Origin of the sequence: Pseudomonas sp. 39004, from assembly GCF_028682155.1 — a bacterium.
GTDB lineage: Bacteria > Pseudomonadota > Gammaproteobacteria > Pseudomonadales > Pseudomonadaceae > Aquipseudomonas > Aquipseudomonas capeferrum.
The window spans coordinates 1-15,188 of sequence record NZ_JANIAG010000049.1 but is presented as its reverse complement, the minus strand read 5'-3'; the positions used below and the strand labels follow the sequence as shown (position 1 = coordinate 15,188).

The 15,188-nt window shown below is 63.6% G+C and carries 13 protein-coding genes; 7 read left to right on the top strand and 6 right to left on the bottom strand.

From position 1 onward, the window contains the following. The first annotated feature begins 78 nt into the window (after positions 1-78). Entirely contained in the window at positions 79-969 is an 891-nt protein-coding gene (locus tag NP534_RS11245; RefSeq protein ID WP_274098743.1) for a DMT family transporter, read from the top strand. Here the strand turns inward: NP534_RS11245 and NP534_RS11240 are convergent, their stop codons facing one another. After that, positions 970-1,251: a SelT/SelW/SelH family protein gene (locus NP534_RS11240; protein ID WP_156310953.1), complete on the bottom strand. Its 282-nt coding sequence runs from the start codon at positions 1,249-1,251 to the stop codon at positions 970-972. Positions 1,252-1,318: 67 nt separating this feature from the next. Here NP534_RS11240 and NP534_RS11235 point away from each other — a divergent pair, with 67 nt between their 5' ends. Then, positions 1,319-3,505, top strand: a complete 2,187-nt coding sequence (locus NP534_RS11235; protein WP_274098742.1) for a patatin-like phospholipase family protein — start codon at positions 1,319-1,321, stop codon at positions 3,503-3,505. Positions 3,506-3,535: 30 nt separating this feature from the next. Here NP534_RS11235 and NP534_RS11230 read toward each other — a convergent pair whose 3' ends face one another. Next, positions 3,536-3,973, bottom strand: a complete 438-nt coding sequence (locus tag NP534_RS11230; RefSeq protein WP_033699619.1) for a MarR family transcriptional regulator — start codon at positions 3,971-3,973, stop codon at positions 3,536-3,538. A gap of 150 nt (positions 3,974-4,123) precedes the next feature. Continuing rightward, the gene (recQ, locus tag NP534_RS11225; protein WP_033699621.1) at positions 4,124-6,268 is read right to left on the bottom strand and encodes a DNA helicase RecQ; all 2,145 of its coding nucleotides are present in this window, start codon (positions 6,266-6,268) and stop codon (positions 4,124-4,126) included. A 246-nt stretch (positions 6,269-6,514) separates the two neighbouring features. On the opposite strand from recQ, the gene NP534_RS11220 reads away from it, so the two are divergent. The 3 genes from NP534_RS11220 to NP534_RS11210 all read left to right on the top strand — a co-directional run bounded on the left by NP534_RS11220 (position 6,515) and on the right by NP534_RS11210 (position 9,225). Continuing rightward, a complete protein-coding gene (locus NP534_RS11220; RefSeq protein WP_033699623.1) occupies positions 6,515-7,102 on the top strand; it encodes a YecA/YgfB family protein in 588 nt (195 codons plus the stop codon). Positions 7,103-7,109: 7 nt separating this feature from the next. Continuing rightward, positions 7,110-7,475, top strand: coding sequence for a YbaN family protein (locus tag NP534_RS11215; protein ID WP_033699624.1), 366 nt, complete (start codon positions 7,110-7,112; stop codon positions 7,473-7,475). 376 nt (positions 7,476-7,851) lie between these two features. Further along, positions 7,852-9,225, top strand: a complete 1,374-nt coding sequence (locus tag NP534_RS11210) for a TolC family outer membrane protein (RefSeq protein ID WP_033699626.1) — start codon at positions 7,852-7,854, stop codon at positions 9,223-9,225. An 18-nt stretch (positions 9,226-9,243) separates the two neighbouring features. Here the strand turns inward: NP534_RS11210 and NP534_RS11205 are convergent, their stop codons facing one another. The 3 genes from NP534_RS11205 to NP534_RS11195 form a co-directional block, all read right to left on the bottom strand. Then, positions 9,244-9,843, bottom strand: coding sequence for a tRNA-uridine aminocarboxypropyltransferase (locus tag NP534_RS11205; protein WP_033699628.1), 600 nt, complete (start codon positions 9,841-9,843; stop codon positions 9,244-9,246). Positions 9,844-9,896: 53 nt separating this feature from the next. Further along, positions 9,897-11,462 (bottom strand): methyl-accepting chemotaxis protein, encoded by a 1,566-nt coding sequence (locus tag NP534_RS11200; RefSeq protein ID WP_274098741.1) that lies wholly within the window; start codon positions 11,460-11,462, stop codon positions 9,897-9,899. Positions 11,463-11,597: 135 nt separating this feature from the next. Beyond that, entirely contained in the window at positions 11,598-12,491 is an 894-nt protein-coding gene (locus NP534_RS11195) for a LysR family transcriptional regulator (RefSeq protein WP_033699632.1), read from the bottom strand. Between the two features lie 224 nt (positions 12,492-12,715). Between NP534_RS11195 and speB the strand changes: the two genes are divergently transcribed. Both speB and NP534_RS11185 read left to right on the top strand, forming a co-directional pair. Beyond that, positions 12,716-13,666 carry an agmatinase gene (gene speB / locus NP534_RS11190; RefSeq protein WP_027593127.1) on the top strand — a complete coding sequence of 317 codons (951 nt, stop codon included), beginning with the start codon at positions 12,716-12,718 and terminating at the stop codon, positions 13,664-13,666. Positions 13,667-13,825: 159 nt separating this feature from the next. Then, the coding region (locus NP534_RS11185; protein ID WP_274098740.1) for a sodium:solute symporter at positions 13,826-15,188 on the top strand (1,363 nt) is incomplete at its 3' end.

Sequence of the window (15,188 nt, the reverse complement as noted above, 5' to 3'; positions counted from 1 at the left end):
TGAGGGTGATGCAATACCTGTGGGCGGGCTTGCCCCGCGAAGGGCCAAAGCTGACATGCTCTTGCTCAAGGACCCACCATGAACCACCGCACTGCCCTAGGCGCCCTGCACATCGGCGCGCTGTTTTTCGGCCTCACCGGGGTGTTTGGCAAACTCGCCGCCAGCGCCAGCCCGGCGATCATCGTCTTCGGCCGCGCGGCCTTCGCCGTCATCGCCCTGGCGCTGTTCGCCCAGTTTGCCAGCAAGGGCTGGCACCGGCTGACGGGCCCGGATGTGCGCCGCTTGCTGCTGGGCGGGGTACTGCTGGCGGGTCACTGGGTCAGCTTCTTCATTGCCGTCAAGGTCGGCGGTGTGGCCATCGCCACCCTGGGCTTTGCCAGCTTCCCGGCCTTTACCGTGATCCTCGAAGGGGTGCTGTTCCGCGAACGCATCCGCCGCAACGAAGCCGTGCTGGTCGTGCTGGTGTGCATCGGCCTGGTGCTGGTCACCCCGGCATTCGACCTGGCCAGCCAAGCTACTGGGGGCCTGCTCTGGGCGCTGCTGTCGGGGCTGTTGTTCTCGCTGCTGTCGCTGACCAACCGCGCCGGCTCCGGGCGCTTGCCAGCGGTGCAGGCCGCGCTGTGGCAAAACCTGGTGGTCAGCCTCTGCCTGTTGCCGTTCGCGGCGTCGGGGCTGGCAGCGGTGACGCCGATGGACTGGGTGTGGATCGCCCTGCTCGGCATCTTCTGCACCGGCGTGGCCCACAGCTTGTTCGTCGCCAGCCTGGCCGTGGTCAAGGCGCGTACCGCCGCCGTGGTGTTCGGTATGGAGCCGGTGTATGGCATCGCCGTGGCCTGGGCGGTGTTCGCCGAGACCCCTACCGTGCGCATGCTGCTGGGGGGCGCGCTGATCATTTTCGCCATCGTGCTGTCCAGCCGCCTGGCTGCCGAACAACCCGCCAAGCCCCGGCCTTTGGCAGAGGGTACGTAGTCAGCGGTCGTTGTGGCCCAGGTCGCGCTGCGGGTCGATCTGGTCGCGTACCCGCTGTTTGAGCACCTTGGCCTCCGGGAACCCACCGTCGGCCTTGCGCTCCCAGATCTGCACGCCATTGCAGGTGATGCGGAAGATGCCACCGGTGCCAGGCTCCAACGCCACCCGGCCGAGGTCGTCGGCAAAGGTACTGAGCAGCTCCTGAGCCAACCAGGCGGCGCGCAGCAACCACTGGCACTGGGTGCAATAAATGATGACGATTTCCGGCTTGCTGATGGCCATGGTGAAGCATCTCCAGGTAAGGGGCCGCTTATACTAGCGGTCTTTCGCCCACGGTTTGAGACTCACGATGCGCCGTTTGCTGTTCTGTTTGTTGTCGATATTCGTTGCTGTCACGGCACATGCCGCCGAACAGGCTCGGCCCAAGGTCGGCTTGGTGCTGTCTGGCGGCGCGGCCCGTGGCCTGGCCCATATCGGCGTGCTCAAGGCCCTGGAGGAACAGGGCGTGCGCATCGACGCCATCGCCGGCACCAGCATGGGCGCGGTGATCGGCGGGCTGTACGCCTCCGGCTACAGTGTCGAAGAACTGGAAAAGCTGGCCACCACCCTGGATTGGCAGCAAGCGCTGTCCGACGCGCCCCCGCGCAAGGACATCCCCTTCCGCCGTAAGCAGGACGACCGCGACTTTCTGGTCAAGCAGAAGCTGAGCTTTCGCGACGACGGCAGCCTGGGCTTGCCCCTGGGCGTGATTCAGGGCCAGAACCTGTCACTGCTGCTTGAAAGCAAATTGGCCCACACCGCCGACACCCGCGACTTCGACAAGCTGCCGATCCCTTTCCGTGCGGTGGCCACCGACATCGCCAGTGGCGAAAAGGTGGTGTTCCGCCGCGGCCACCTGCCCCAGGTAATCCGCGCCAGCATGTCGATCCCTGCCGTGTTCGCCCCGGTCGAGCTGGATGGCCGGCTGTTGGTGGATGGCGGCATGGTCGACAACATTCCGCTGGACGTGGCCCGCGACATGGGGGTGGACCTGGCCATCGTGGTCGACATCGGCACGCCACTGCGTGACCGCAAGCAACTGGCCACGGTGGTCGATGTGCTGAACCAGTCGATCACCCTGATGACCCGGCGCAACTCCGAAGAGCAGCTGGCCAGCCTGCACCGTGATGACATCCTGGTCCAACCACCGCTGGCCGCGTTTGGCGTGACCGACTTCGGCCGGGCCCACGACATGATCGAAGCCGGCTACCGTGCCACGCGCCTGCTCGACCCGCGTCTGGCGGCGTTGCGCCAGCCCGAAGGTGACAGCAGCCTGGCCATTGCCCGCTCGCCGCACCAACGCACCCCGGTGATTACCGCCATCAGGGTAGAGAACGACTCCAAGGTCAGCGACGACGTGATCCGCTCCTATATCCGCCAGCCGATCAATGCGCCGCTGGAGCTGGACCGCCTGCAGACCGACATGGGCACGCTGTATGGCCTGGACTACTTTGACCGGGTGCAATACCGCGTGGTGCACAAGGGCGCCGACAACACGCTGGTGATCAATGCCCGTGGCAGACGCGGCGGCACCGACTACCTGCGCCTGGGGCTTAACCTGTCGGACGACCTGCGCGGCGACAGTGCCTTCAACCTCGGCGCCAGCTACCGGGTCAACGGCATCAACAGCCTGGGCGCCGAATGGTTGACCCGCGCGCAGATCGGCGACCAGCAGGAGCTCTACAGCGAGTTCTACCAACCACTGGACGTAGGCTCGCGCTTCTTCATCGCCCCCTACCTGGACGTGGGCTCGCGCAACATCGAGGCGACCCTGGACAACGACCCGGTCGCAGAGTACCGCCTGGAGCGCTACGGTTTCGGCCTGAATGTGGGCCGGCAGATCGGCACCTACGGCGAGGTGCGACTGGGTGCGGGCAAGGCCTGGGGCGAAGCCGAAGTACGCATCGGCGACCAGGACCTGCCCAAGGTCAGCTTCAATGAAGGCTTCTACGAGCTCAAGTACTCGTTCGACACCCTCGACAACGTGTACTTCCCGCACAGTGGTGAAGACATCGGCCTGACCTTGCGCAAGTACGACAAATCGCTCGATTCCGACGAGGACTATCGCCAGTGGCTGTTCAGCCTGGACAAGGCCATCAGCAGTGGCCCGAACACCTGGGTGCTGGGCGGGCGCTACGGGCGCACGCTGGATGAAACGGAGGTGGTGACGTCGAGCTTCGTGATGGGCGGCGCACGGGAGCTGTCAGGGTTCCGCCAGGACTCGGTGTCGGGGCAGAACGTCAGCTTGCTGCGCATGGTCTATTACCGCCGCCTGACCCCACGGGCCTACGTGCCACTGGACTTCCCGCTGTATATCGGCGGGTCGCTGGAGCGTGGCCGGGCGTGGAACAACGACAACGAATTTGACAGTGGCTATATCAATGCCGCGAGCATCTTCCTGGGGATGGAGACGCCGCTGGGGCCGCTGAACCTGAGCTACGGGGCCAACAGCGCACATGAGCAGGCGGTGTACCTGAACCTGGGGCATACGTTCTGAAACGTGGGGCCGCTGTGCGGCCCCCAGGAATCAGGGCTTTTCGAGGTTGCCGAGGATTTTCGCATGCACGCGCATGCACACCTCCAGGTCCGCTTCATCCACGCCGGTGAACAGCTCAAGCCGCAATGCATTGGCAATGGTCTCGATCTGTTCGATCAGCGGCTTGGCCGGTGGGCACAGCAGGATTTTTTTCGCTCGCCGGTCTTCAAGCACCGCTTGGCGCCGCACCAGGCCCTGCGCCTCGAGGCTGTCGAGCAAGCGCGCCAAGGTCGGGCCTTCGACACCAACGCTCTGGGCCAATTCACGCTGAGTAGGGGCCTCCTCGAAACGGGCCAGGTGCAGCAACACCAGCCAGCGCGCCTGGGACAGGTTGAGCCCGGCCAGGCGGCGATCCAGCTCGGCACGCCAACCCCGGGACATCTGGGCCAGCTGCATGCCGAAGCGGTGTTGGTTGTCGGTCAGGGGCATAAGCAACTCATTGGATAGATCTAATTATTAGGCAGCTAACCATGACCCGGACCACGTGGCAAGGCTCGGGCACTTGCCAGTATCCGATAATCGTCAAAAAACATGACAAAGGTCAGCAGTTGGCGGGTCTGGCCTCGAACCTTGTCGCGCTCAGAGCTCGAACTCCGCCGCCAACGCCGCGCGCACGCAATACAGCACACCTTCAGGTATGCGCGACCCGAACAGCGGCGCGATGGTCGATACCGGCGGCAGTTCGCCCTCCCCGTCAAGGAAGGCGTCCTGCACCTCCGCCAGCAAGTCTTCTGGCAGGTCGATGGCTTGATCAAGGCTCAGCTCCTGGCGGCCGAGCGCCTCGGCCAGCAGGCTGTAGACGTTCTTTTCACTGCAATTGAGTTGCCCGGCGATCTGCGCCGGGGTCATCCCCGCGCGTGCCAGGCTGACCAGCTCGTGACGCAGGTCCAGCACCACTTTCGGTGCCTCGTCAGTGCCACCACTGTTATTGAGCACCTCAAGGAACGCCTGGCCATAGCGCTCAAGCTTGCGCGCGCCCACACCGCTGACCTGGGCCATGTCGCTGAGGCTGGCCGGTTGGCTGCGCAGCATCTCGAGCAGCGTCGAATCAGGGAAGATGACGTAAGGCGGCACACTGTGCTCCTCGGCCAGCTTGCGCCGCAGGGTACGCAGTGCTTCCCACAGCTCGCGCTCTTCGGCACGCACCAACTGGCTGGCCGGGCTGCCGCCGCCAGAGGCGCTCTTGGCCACGGTCTGCGGCTTGAGGTCACGACGCAGCTGCAGGTTCACCTCGCCGCGCAGCAGCGGCCGGCAGCTGTCGGAGAGGCGCAAGCCGCCGTAGCCTTCCAGGTCGATATCCACCAGGCCGCGCGCGACCAACTGGCGGAACAACGAGCGCCACTCGGCTTCGGCCAGCGACTTGCCGACACCGAACACCGAAAGCTTCTCGTGGCCGAAATTGCGCACCTTCTCGGTGTCCTTGCCCAGCAACACATCGACCAGGTGCCCGACCCCATAGCGCTGGCCGGTACGAAACACCGCCGACAGCGCCTGGCGAGCCGGCTCCGTAGCGTCCCAGGTCTGTACCTGGTCGATGCAGTTGTCGCAATGCCCGCAGGGCTGCTCCAGGGTTTCGTCGAAGTAGGCCAGCAGCGACTGGCGCCGGCAGCGGGTTTCTTCACACAGGGCCAGCATGGCATCGAGCTTGTGCTGCTCGATGCGCTTGTGGCGCTCGTCGCCTTCAGAGTTTTGCAACATCTGCTTGAGCATCACCATGTCCTGCAGGCCGTAGGCCATCCAGGCATCGGACGGCAAGCCGTCACGGCCCGCACGGCCGGTTTCCTGGTAGTAGGCCTCGAGCGACTTGGGCAGGTCGAGGTGGGCGACAAAGCGCACGTTGGGCTTGTCGATGCCCATGCCGAAGGCAATGGTGGCGACCATGATCAGCCCTTCCTCGTTGAGGAAGCGGTGCTGGTTGGCAGACCGCGTCTCGGCCGCCAGGCCGGCGTGGTAAGGCAGCGCCGGGAAGCCTTGATCGCAGAGAAAAGCAGCGGTCTCGTCGACCTTCTTGCGCGACAGGCAGTAGACGATACCTGCGTTGCCACGACGCTCGCCGAGGAAGGCCATCAGCTGCTTGCGCGGCGCTTCCTTGGGCACGATGCGGTAGAAAATGTTCGGCCGGTCGAAACTGGAAAGGAAACGCTCGGCGCCCTGCAGGTGCAGGCGCTGGACGATCTCTTCGCGGGTGCGCATGTCGGCGGTGGCGGTCAGGGCGATGCGCGGCACATGCGGGAACAGCTCGGCCAACTGGCCCAGCTGCAGGTATTCCGGGCGGAAGTCATGGCCCCATTGCGACACGCAGTGGGCCTCGTCGATGGCGAACAGCGAGACGTCCAGCTCGCGCAAGAAATCGAGCATGCGCGGCTGCACCAGGCGCTCGGGCGCCAGGTACAGCATCTTCAGCTCACCGCGGCGCATGCGCCCGGCCAGCTCACGTTGCTGCTCGGCGTTCAGGGTGGAGTTCAGCGCGGCCGCAGCCACCCCAAGCTCATCGAGCGTGGCGACCTGGTCGTCCATCAGCGCGATCAGCGGCGAAACCACCACCGTGAGGCCGGGGCGCAACAGCCCAGGCACCTGGAAACACAGCGACTTGCCGCCGCCGGTGGGCATCAGTACCAGCGCATCGCCGCCGTTGGCCACGCATTCGATGATTGCTGCCTGGCGCCCACGGAAACTGTCGTAGCCGAAGATATCCTTGAGAACGCGCTGAGCCTGTTCGAGCATGTGCAACTCCACAAATCGCCGTACCATCCTGGATACAGGCTGGACGAAAAACCCGCCCCGCACACGCCGAATGCGTAAGCGGTTTTTGCCAGACGGCCGCAACAGCCCGCCCCTGGATGAAAAATCGCGGATTATACCCCAGTGCCAACCCCCGCAGGAGGCTGTGGTGACAGACGTTCCCTTTGCCCTGCTTTCGCCGCAAGATGCTAGAATTCGTTATCGTTTATTCCCCAAGGTAGCCCTGTAATGTCCTTCGCCGAGCAACTCACCCGCCTGCAAGCCTTCCTCGACGCCGACGAGCTGCACGAAGAAGCGCTGGACTACGTCGCCGCACACGGCTACCTCACGGCACTTTCGATCAATGCCGAGGACGTTCCCGAGCGCGAGTGGATCGACGCCCTGTTCGCCGAAGAGCCGCACTACGCCAGCGATGCCCAGCGCACCGAGATCGAAGCGACCCTGGTGGCGCTCAAAGCTCACATCGCCCGCCAACTGGCCAGCGACGAAGAGTTCGACCTGCCATGCGACCTGGACCTGACCGACGAGCCGGACGATTCCGACCTGCGCGGCTGGTGCATCGGCTTCATGGAGGGCGTATTCCTGCGTGAAGAGGCCTGGTTCGAGAGCGCCGAGGAAGAAGTCAGCGAGATGCTGCTGCCGATCATGGTCGGTTCGGGCCTGTTCGACGAACAGCCAGAGTTTGCCGACATCGCCAGCAATGCCAACCTGCAGGACGACATGATCGTGCAGATCCCAGAGGCACTGAGCGCGCTGTTCCTGCTGCTGCACGCCCCTGACGAGAAGCCGGCGCTGCTCAAGCCACGCCACCACTGAGTCGGCTGTGCGCTACCTGCTGCTGGCCATCGGCTGGCTCAGCGTCGCGCTGGGGGTGCTGGGGATATTCCTGCCGGTGTTGCCCACCACCCCTTTTCTACTACTGGCGGCAGCCTGCTTTGCCCGCAGCTCGCCGCGCTTTCATCACTGGCTGGTCCATCACCCGAAGCTCGGGCCGTGGATCCGCGATTACCTCAGTGGCGAAGGCATCCCCCTCAAAGGCAAGGTATACGCCATCGGCCTGATGTGGGCCAGCATCGGCCTGTCGTGCTACCTGGTACCGCTGTTCTGGGCACGCGCCTTCATGCTCACCAGTGCGGTACTGGTGAGCCTGTATATCCTCAAGCAGAAGACCCTGCACAGACCACGCTGAACGCGGCGCGCCAGTAAAGGCACCCTCGCAGGGCGTGCCGTGGCTGTCGAAAAGCACAGATAGTCAATTTTTTGTCGCCAAATATCTATTTCGCCTATCCAGGCTTTTTTTTAGCTACAAAAGTTCTGGAACTCTCTGTAAACCTTGAAAAACGAGACTTTCAGCAGCTTTCAATTTCGCTGCTGTGGATCAGCGCCCAGCCCCTCTTAGACCATATAAGTCAAATAACAGTAATGGTTATGAGAAAATCTTCTTACGACTTTGATTGAATGTTCTTAGCTCTGTTGTTAAAAACCTGACACGATTTGCAGGATAACTATATCGTCATTTTTTTGGCGACAAGCAGGACTTATTTTAGGATCAGGGAGAGGTACCCATGCGCGTTTTGAACCCCATCACCAGTGCATTACTGTTGGCCATGGCGTGTGCCAACGTACAGGCGATGTCGATTACCGAGGCTGTCCAGAGCGCCGTGGATTACCATCCGCAGATCAGCTCCAACCGCAACAGCAAGCTGTCCGCTGATGAAGACGTGAAATTCGCGCGTGGCGGCTACTACCCTTCCGTGGACCTGGTTGCAGGTTATGGTCGTCAGCGTTCGGACAACCTCAACACCCGCGGCACCAATGCCGACGGTACGCGCAGCCACGACAAGGCCACCCTCAGCTACACCCAGTCGGAACTGCGCCTGCGCCAGATGCTGTTCGACGGCTTCAACACTTCGAACGAAGTAGGCCGCACCGAGGCGGTCGCCACCTCGCGCGCCTACTACACCCAGGCTGTCGCCCAGGATGTTGCCCTGCGCGCGGTAGAGGTGTACCTGGAAGTACTCAAGCGCCGTGAGCTGGTGACGCTGGCCAAGAACAACCTGCAAGCGCACCTGCGGGTCAACGATCAGATCGGCCTGCGCACCGAGCGCGGCGTCGGCAGCACCGCCGACCTCGATCAGTCCCGCGCCCGTCGTGCACTGGCAGAAAACAACCTGGACACCGCCGAAGTCGACCTGGCCGATGCCGAGGCCAACTTCTTCAGCGTCATCGGCCGACAGCCCGATGAACTGGAGGGGCCGCAATCGATCAAGGTGGAGATCCCCGGCACCCTCGACGATGCCCGTGAAGGCATGCGCCAGAACAACCCGTACATCAAGTCTGCCCAGGCCGACGTCAATGCTGCCGAGCAGCAGTACGAAGTGGCCAAGTCGACCTTCTACCCACGCCTGGACGCGATACTGGCCACCGGCGCCAACAACAACCTCGGCGGCGAGAAAGGCCACAGCAACAACGACTGGCAGGCCGGTGTCGAGCTCAACTACAACGTGTTCCGCGGCGGCAGCGACAAGGCCCGCCTGCAGTCCGATGCCCACAAGATCAACCAGGCACTGGACATTCGCAACAACGCCCTGCGCGAGCTGACCGAGAACCTGAGCCTGGCCTGGAACGCCATGAACAACGCGCGCAAGCAGACCCCGACCGCGCGTGAATACGCCGAGACCACCAAACGTGTGCGTGCTGCCTACCAGGACCAGTTCGGCCTTGGCCAGCGTACCCTGCTCGACGTGCTCGACAGTGAGAACGAGCTGTACAACGCCGACCGCCGTTACACCGAAGTGCGCTACACCGAGGAGTTCTCGATGTACCGGGTACTGGCAACCATGGGTGAGCTGCTGAGCAAGCAACGTATCTCGCTGCCGCCGGAAGCCATTGCCAGCAATGAGGTGAAGACCGAAGCCAGGCTGCCTGACATGCGCTGAGCGCAAGCCTCAGAGCGCCTATGAAGGGCCGTGATTGCGCTGGAAGGTCTCGGCGCCCATGGCCTTTATCTGCCCCTCGATCAGCGCGTCGAACGGTTTGAGCAGCGCGTCAAAGCTGACTGGCTGCTCCAGCACGTTCAGCGCCTCGACCACCGCCTCCAGGGTCGACAACGCCCCCGCCTCCGGCGCCTTGCGCAGCCGGTAGCGCGAAGGCGCAACCGCGCCCAGCGTCACCCGCGGCAATGCCGCAAGCATTGGGTTCAGGTACAGCAGCTTGCGGGCCTTGCGCCAGGTACCGTCGGGTACGATCAACAGCAACGGCTGGTCATCCACTTCGGTATAAGCCGTCAGCACCTGGGCTTGATCGCCCGGGAACAGCAACGCGGCACGGTAACCGGGCGTGGCAAGCAGCTCATCCAGGCCATCGAACACCTCCCCGACCCGCAGCTCGGCATTGTTCAGCCCCAGGGCCGCCAGGCGCGCGGTATTCAGGGCATGGGCGGTTTCACTGGGGTGCTGCAGCAGGACGATACGGGTGCGGCTGGCGAGCGAGGGGATCAGTGGGCATAGGCAGTGGTCAAGCGGGCGCTGGCAGCGCTCGCAGCGGGGTCTGGGCATAGGGCTCTCCTTACCGGGCGCAGTGTGCCACAGCTTGTTCGAAATCCCCTGCCTCAGCGGTTGAAGCGCTCAGCCAGGCTGTGCAGGTATTCGGCCATCCGCTCCAGGTCCTGGCTGATTTGCGCACCCTGCCTGGCCTGCCCCGCGCTCTGATCACACAGGTGTGCAATCCTCACGATCTGCTGGTTGATATCCTCGGCAACATGACTTTGCTGCTCCGAAGCCGTCGCCATCTGCTGGCTCATGCCGGTAATGCGGCTGACCGCCTGGGCGATACCGGCCAACGCCACTTGCACCGCCTCGACACTGTGCACGCTGTCGCGCGAAATCTGCTCGCCGCGGGTGGCGGTACTCACTGCCCGCTCTGCCCCCACCCGCAACGAGGCGATGATCTGATGAATCTCTTCGGTCGAGGCACGGGTGCGCTGGGCCAACGAACGCACCTCATCAGCCACCACGGCAAACCCGCGCCCCTGCTCACCGGCCCGCGCGGCCTCGATGGCGGCATTGAGCGCCAGCAGGTTGGTCTGGTCGGCAATCGAAGTGATCGTGTCGACCACGCTGCCAATCGACTGGGTCTGCTCGGCCAGCGCATTGACTGCCTGGCCGATATCATTCACCGCATCGCTCATGCTCCCCATCGCCTTCAGGCTCTGCTGGGCCAACTCGCTGCCATGCTGGGCCAACTGGTCGGCATCGCCTGCGGCATGGGCGGTGCTTTGCACGTTGTGGGTGACCTCCTGGATGGTCGCCGCCATCTGCGCGATCGCCGTGGCGGACTGGTCGGTTTCGCTGCGCTGGCGGTCAAGCATCTGCGCCTGGGCGTCTGACAGGTCGGCCGACTGCGCCGCACGTGACTTGACCCCGACTCCGGCATCCACCAGGCGGGTCAAGGCGGTTTGCAAGCGCGCCTCTTCACTGATGATGGCCAGGTCCAGCTGGCCTTGCAGCCCCGGGTTGTCGCTGTAGGTCAACGCCACCAACGGGCTGGTGAAGGCTTTCGGGTGCTCGTCCAGGGTGCGCCGGATGGCCTGGTTCTGCCGGTGCTCGATCAGGTACCAGGCCAGCAGCAGGCTGGCCATCAATACCCCCAGCGCCGCATACGGCGGCAACCACAGATAACCTGCGGCCGACAGCAGGCCTGCGCCAATCAGCGGCCAGCCGTGGCCCAGCTGATGCCCTAGCCGCGCGGCCCAGGGTACCGCTGAGCGGCCGGCACGCAGGCGCGCGTAAAGCGCTTCGGCACGGCGAATCTGCTCGCGTGTCGGCACCGAGCGTACCGACTCGTAGCCGCTGACCCGCCCTTGCTCATACACCGGGGTGACGTAGGCGCTGACCCAGTAGTAATCGCCGTTTTTGGCGCGGTTCTTGACCACGCCCATCCAGGGTTTGCCTTGCTTGATGGTGTCCCACATGTGGCCGAAGACGGCCGGGGGCATGTCGGGGTGACGCACCAGGTTGTGGGGCTGGCCGACCAGTTCGTCGTAGGTGAACCCGCTGATCGCCACGAAGGCGTCATTGCAGTAGGTGATGCGACTGTTGAGATCCGTCGTGGAGATCAGGCGTTGATCGCTGGAGAAGGTTCTTTCGTGCTCAGTGACGGGCAAATTCATGCGCATCTTGGGCGATCCTTGCAGGATGAAGAGGGGGAAATCATCAGCGCAAGTTGATATTTAGCAGAGCGCTATCAGGTTAGCGGTCCAGTTTTGTAGGAATTGAGCCCGTCCCGACGGAATGCATGAACACACTGTGCATCAGCCGACGTTGAGTTGGCTTTTAAGCAGGTCGCGGAAGGTCTGAATCAACGGTTCGCGGCTACGGCCGCGGCGAACGATCAGCGAAAATGGCGCCTGATAGCCGAAGGTAGACGGCGACAAGACGCGCAGGTCGCCCTTGTCCACCCATGCCTGGGCGTAGTGCTCTGGCAGGTAGCCGATGTAGGCACCCGACAGGATCAGAATCAGCTGCGCCTCCATGCTCTCCACGGTCGCCGCGCTGTGCTTGAAGCCGTGCCGGGCCAGTTCTGCCTGGCTCCAGTAGCCGCGCCCGACCATGCGCTGCTGGGTCACCACCTGCTCGGGGATGCGCCGCTCGGCGAACAACGGGTGGCGGCTGCTGCAGTACAGCCAGTGCTGCTCACGGTACAGGGGCTGATAGACCAGGCCACTCATGCGCGACGAAAACGCCCCGATGGCCAGGTCGAGGCGGTTGTCCTGCACCCCCAATTGCAGCTCGTAGGGGCTGGACACCGACAGGTGCAGGTGAACCCCCGGGTGCTCCTGGCTATAGGCACCGATGGCTTCGGCCAGCGGCAGCGCGCGGTCACCCACGGTCGAGTCGATCACCCCCAGGTTGAGCGTGCCCCGCAGCTCGCCCTTGAGCGCCGCGGCATATTGCTCGAAGCCATCCAGCTCGGCCAGCAGGCGCAGGCTCTCCTGGTGGAACAGTTCACCTTTGCTGGTCAGGCTGAAACCGCCGCGCCCACGGTGACACAGGACAATCCCCAGCCCGCCCTCCAGCTGGCTCATGTAGGTGCTGATGGCCGACGTCGACAGGTTCAGCTCGCGCTGGGCGTTGGCGAAGCCCTGGTGGCGCACCACGCTGACGAAGATGCGCAGCAGTTTCAGATCGGGCAGGGTCGAGGCCATGGTGCAACGGTTCCGCAAAGTTAATGGCGGGAAGTCTAACCGGTTGCGCTGGCATTAGTTCAGAAATTCCTGAAGTAAGTATTTGCCGGTAGCGATTCTTCCCGGGCACTACCTTGCGCAAACTCGGCCGAAATGTCCTGCCCGCCGGCACAACCAAAGCAAACAGGCGCGCCGCGGCACAGGTTCGAACAAACACAACAATCGACCGACTGATGAGGCCCACCGTGGACAAGACTCTCCACCAACCACTGGGCGGCAACGAAATGCCGCGTTTCGGCGGCATCGCCACCATGCTCCGCCTCCCCCACCTGCAAAGCGCCGCCGGCCTGGACGCCGCGTTCATCGGCGTGCCGCTGGACATCGGCACCTCCCTGCGCTCCGGCACCCGCTTCGGCCCACGGCAGATCCGCGCCGAATCGGTGATGATCCGCCCGTACAACATGGCCACCGGTGCTGCGCCGTTCGACTCGCTGTCGGTAGCCGACATCGGTGACGTGGCCATCAACACCTTCAACCTGCTCGACGCCGTGCGCATCATCGAAGAAGCCTACGACGAGATCGTCGAGCACAACGTCATCCCGATGACCCTGGGTGGCGACCACACCATCACCCTGCCAATCCTGCGTGCCCTGCATAAAAAGCACGGCAAGATCGGCCTGGTGCATATCGATGCCCACGCCGACGTCAACGACCACATGTTCGGCGAGAAGATCGCCCACGGCACCACCTTCCGCCGCGCCGTGGAAGAAGGCCTGCTCGATTGCGACCGCGTGGTACAGATCGGCCTGCGCGCCCAAGGCTATACCGCCGACGACTTCAACTGGAGCCGTCGCCAGGGCTTTCGCGTAGTCCAGGCCGAGGAATGCTGGCACAAATCGCTGGAACCGCTGATGGCCGAAGTACGCGAAAAGGTCGGCGGTGGCCCGGTTTACCTGTCGTTCGATATCGACGGCATCGACCCTGCCTGGGCACCGGGCACCGGCACGCCGGAAATTGGGGGCTTGACCACGATCCAGGCTATGGAGATCATTCGCGGCTGCCACGGCCTGGACCTGATCGGCTGTGACCTTGTCGAAGTCTCCCCGCCTTACGACACCACCGGTAACACCTCGCTGCTCGGCGCCAACCTGCTGTTCGAAATGCTCTGCGTGCTACCCGGCGTGGTGCGTCGCTGAACCAGGCCTGCGCCGCGCCAGCCGCGATACCCGCTATACCCTGGCAGGAGCCATGAGGGAGGGCCATTGAGGCCCGTCAACACAAGACAAGACCGCCAGGCGCCGTAAGGTGCCCGGGCGGTCGATCTCGCCATAATAAAGATAATCGGGAGACTCCCAATGGCCTTGGACATCATTGTTGTAATGATCTATACCGCCGGCATGCTCGGGCTTGGCTGGTATGGCATGCGGCGTGCGAAAACCCACGAAGACTACCTGGTGGCCGGACGCAACCTCGGCCCCACCCTGTACATGGGCACCATGGCCACCACCGTGCTGGGCGGCGCGTCCACCGTCGGCACCGTGCGCCTTGGCTATGTCCACGGCATTTCGGGCTTCTGGCTGTGCGCTGCGCTGGGCCTGGGTATCATCGCCCTCAACCTGTTCCTCGCCAAACCGCTGCTGCGCCTGCGCATCTTCACCGTGACCCAGGTGCTGGAGCGTCGGTACAACCCTATGGCACGCCAGGCCAGTGCAGCGATCATGCTGGCCTATGCGCTGATGATCGGCGTCACCTCGACCCTGGCCATGGCAACCGTGCTGCAGGTGCTGCTGGAATTGCCGTTCTGGATGTCGTTGCTGCTCGGCGGTGGCGTGGTGGTGCTGTACTCGACCATCGGCGGCATGTGGTCGCTGACCCTGACCGACATCGTCCAGTTCGTCATCAAGACCGTCGGCCTGATGTTCATCCTGCTGCCAGTCTGCCTGTACAAGGCCGGCGGCTGGGACAGCCTGGTGGCCAAGCTGCCAGCGTCTAGCTTCCAGCTGACCAGCATCGGCTGGGACACCATCATCACCTACTTCCTGATCTACTTCTTCGGCATCCTCATCGGCCAGGACATCTGGCAGCGGGTGTTCACCGCCCGTGACGAGAAGGTCTGCCAGCGCGCCGGTACCACCGCAGGTGTGTACTGCGTGGTGTACGGCCTGGCTTGCGCCCTGATCGGCATGGCTGCACACGTGCTGATGCCAGACCTGGCCAACCCGAACAATGCCTTTGCCGAGATGATCAAGAGCACCCTGCCCGATGGCATCCGCGGCCTGCTGATGGCGGCGGCCCTGGCAGCCATGATGTCCACCGCCAGCGCCGGCCTGCTGGCCGCGTCCACCACCCTGACCGAAGACCTGCTGCCCAAGCTGCGTGGCGGCAAGCAATCGAGCCTGGGCATCAGCCGCCTGTTCACCTTGCTCACCGGCCTTGTGGTGCTGGGTATCGCCCTGGTGGTGAACGATGTGATCAACGCCCTGACCCTGGCCTACAACCTGCTGGTCGGCGGCATGCTGATCCCGCTGATCGGTGCGATCTTCTGGAAGCGCGCAACCACCGCAGGCGCAATCGCCAGCATGTCGCTGGGCTTCGCCACCGCGCTGTTGTTCATGTTCAAGGATGGGTTGGAAGCCAACACGCCGATCTACTACAGCCTGACGATCGGCCTGGTGAGCTTTGTGGGGATCAGCCTGATGACGCGTAAATCGGTGGCAG

Bases quoted from the DNA above. Each gene is read 5' to 3' on its own strand.
- NP534_RS11245 (WP_274098743.1), top strand. From the start codon at position 79: ATGAACCACCGCACTGCCCTAGGCGCCCTGCACATCGGCGCGCTGTTT.
- NP534_RS11240 (WP_156310953.1), bottom strand. From the start codon at position 1,251: ATGGCCATCAGCAAGCCGGAAATCGTCATCATTTATTGCACCCAGTGC.
- NP534_RS11235 (WP_274098742.1), top strand. From the start codon at position 1,319: ATGCGCCGTTTGCTGTTCTGTTTGTTGTCGATATTCGTTGCTGTCACG.
- NP534_RS11230 (WP_033699619.1), bottom strand. From the start codon at position 3,973: ATGCCCCTGACCGACAACCAACACCGCTTCGGCATGCAGCTGGCCCAG.
- recQ (WP_033699621.1), bottom strand. From the start codon at position 6,268: ATGCTCGAACAGGCTCAGCGCGTTCTCAAGGATATCTTCGGCTACGAC.
- NP534_RS11220 (WP_033699623.1), top strand. From the start codon at position 6,515: ATGTCCTTCGCCGAGCAACTCACCCGCCTGCAAGCCTTCCTCGACGCC.
- NP534_RS11210 (WP_033699626.1), top strand. From the start codon at position 7,852: ATGCGCGTTTTGAACCCCATCACCAGTGCATTACTGTTGGCCATGGCG.
- NP534_RS11205 (WP_033699628.1), bottom strand. From the start codon at position 9,843: ATGCCCAGACCCCGCTGCGAGCGCTGCCAGCGCCCGCTTGACCACTGC.
- NP534_RS11200 (WP_274098741.1), bottom strand. From the start codon at position 11,462: ATGCGCATGAATTTGCCCGTCACTGAGCACGAAAGAACCTTCTCCAGC.
- NP534_RS11195 (WP_033699632.1), bottom strand. From the start codon at position 12,491: ATGGCCTCGACCCTGCCCGATCTGAAACTGCTGCGCATCTTCGTCAGC.